This window comes from Pseudomonas meliae, assembly GCF_001400515.1.
GTDB lineage: Bacteria > Pseudomonadota > Gammaproteobacteria > Pseudomonadales > Pseudomonadaceae > Aquipseudomonas > Aquipseudomonas amygdali.
Map to the genome: position 1 here is coordinate 1 of NZ_LJQT01000070.1, position 1,962 is coordinate 1,962.

2 protein-coding genes are annotated in these 1,962 nt (G+C 57.1%); one reads left to right on the top strand and one right to left on the bottom strand.

Going from position 1 to position 1,962, the window contains the following annotated elements:
* Window positions 1-93: 93 nt before the first annotated feature.
* On the bottom strand, window positions 94-276 hold the full coding sequence (locus ALO64_RS26730; protein WP_081082192.1) for an SPOR domain-containing protein: 183 nt from the start codon (window positions 274-276) through the stop codon (window positions 94-96).
* Window positions 277-735: 459 nt separating this feature from the next.
* Here ALO64_RS26730 and xopE point away from each other — a divergent pair, with 459 nt between their 5' ends.
* Window positions 736-1,791, top strand: a complete 1,056-nt coding sequence (gene xopE, locus ALO64_RS03050) for a XopE/AvrPphe family type III secretion system effector (RefSeq protein WP_044345616.1) — start codon at window positions 736-738, stop codon at window positions 1,789-1,791.
* The last annotated feature ends 171 nt before the right edge of the window (window positions 1,792-1,962 follow it).

Consider the following 1,962-nt stretch of genomic DNA (forward strand, 5'->3'; position numbering starts at 1 on the left):
GACACTTCATCATGGCACTTCGATGCCGATTCGCGACTTTCGCCGCGCCCTTGGGACGGGGAAGTCCCTTTCATTCGTTGAGCATTCGACCTGTCAGGTTGAGACCATAGAGATAAACGCCTCGGCGTCAGAAAATGCAGAGAACGGCCCTAGTCTGACGCGGTGCCAGTGAGCAGCCTGACGCCGGGTTGAGGTGTACGTTAACCAGACAACAATCCAAAACCTGACGAGCTGGAGCAGGATATCGAGAAGCCTTCTTACGTCGATCCGGCATATGCAGCTGAGTCAAACAGCAATTATTGGGCTTGTGCTCAATGGGGAAGCCCTTGTAGTACGATTTTGTCCGTTTTCTCTATCGATCCCTTATTGCCTTCCCTGGTACTCGCAGAAGTGGTTTCACAAAACGGTGGTTTTGTCGTACCGGCCAGACTGCACGAGGGTTTATGGACAGGCACTGGGCTTAAATTGCCCTCCAAACCCCTAGATCAGCGGCTACAGCCGAGCCAGATACTCGTCCAGTACCGGGTAGCCGTGCTGCATTAGTCGCGTTGGCCCACATTTGCAAGGAACCGAATCCCTCCCAAAGGCCACATAAAAAAGTTCCAATGAAAATTCGGCATTTGCATAATTTCAGCGTCAGCGGTTGAAAACCTTTAAAAGCAGCAGTGAGCCAGCCAACGCCAATTAGAGAGCGTCTCGCTAATGCTGATGGCTCAGAACTGCAGGAGTTAAAAAATGGGTTCGTGCGTTTCCAAAGGGAGCACAGCAAGCTCACCTCAGCATTATGCTGTCCAATACACAGAGCAGGCCACGCCTTCCCCTTCATCCTCCGAGGCGTCCATGTCACCCAGCCGGCATGGCTCGACGGCCCTGGAGTCTCCCATTGCGAGGTGGTCTGGTGCCAGGCGCTCGGTCCTACTGCCGCACGAAGTCCAGCAGGCTGCCTACCAACTCGCTATGCGCCTCAACGGCAGGCCCATCGACGCGAGCGACCGTCAACGCCTTGCCGACGCAACGTCTACGGTGCATGAGACACGACTCGCATTGCGCCGTGGACGAGGCAATGTCGACAGCGATCTGCGGCTCAGCAACGGACGGAGCGCCACCTATAGTTCCCTGTCCTACTGCCTCGGCGAAGATGACGAAAATTTACTGGCAGGCAGCGCGCTGGCTGCTGGGGCAGGCAACTGTGACCACAACGCAGCGATTAACACACGTCGGCATGCCGTCCGCATGGAGGATGGCGGGCAGATGATGACCGTACGTGACTATGAGCAGACCCACCTCTACGCGCTGTACCAGCCGCCAAACTCGGCAGAAGCGGATGGATCCACTGTAGTCCTTGACTCGTGGGGCGACGGCCCAGCCGTCCTACTGAGGGATTCGCACTGGGCAGAATCGTATGGAACGTCCACCCATGTAATTGAACGATTCGACAAGCCTGATGCAACCGACGCGCTGGCGAGGACAAACGCATTCAGAGCCGAGATCGAGAACCCGCAAACTGCGCTCCATGCGAATGCACGCGAGTTGGAGACAGCCTTTCTCGCCAATCCCGCACCTGGCGACATCTTTTCCGCTATGCCGGTCATCGCTCCCGATCTGGCCGAAAGTACGCGTCGGAGGCTGCAAGAGTACTCACCGCGGACGCGTAATGTTCTAGCCGCCGATGCTGCGCGTGATGCCTACGGGCTGGATGACGCGCAGGCCAACTCGCCTCGTACGACGAAAGCGATCCTGAAAGAAGCAAAGCGACTGGATGCCTTGGGTCGCCCGCCCTTGAGTTGGTGAAGGGGAGCAATGGAACAGGGAAGTCAGCTAAGCGCAATTTCCTGATGGTCAGCGCATCGTGCGACGCCTTCTGGCACTGAGGACGTGTAACGTGAAGCTTACCGGGCTCGCAAGAAGGGGTCGGTTCCGGCAGGGGGCGAAATGACACGTTAAGAACAGGGCAGCCTGCGG

What these genes read in the sequence shown, in the direction of transcription:
- xopE (WP_044345616.1), top strand. Translation starts at nt 736, where the DNA reads ATGGGTTCGTGCGTTTCCAAAGGGAGCACAGCAAGCTCACCTCAGCAT.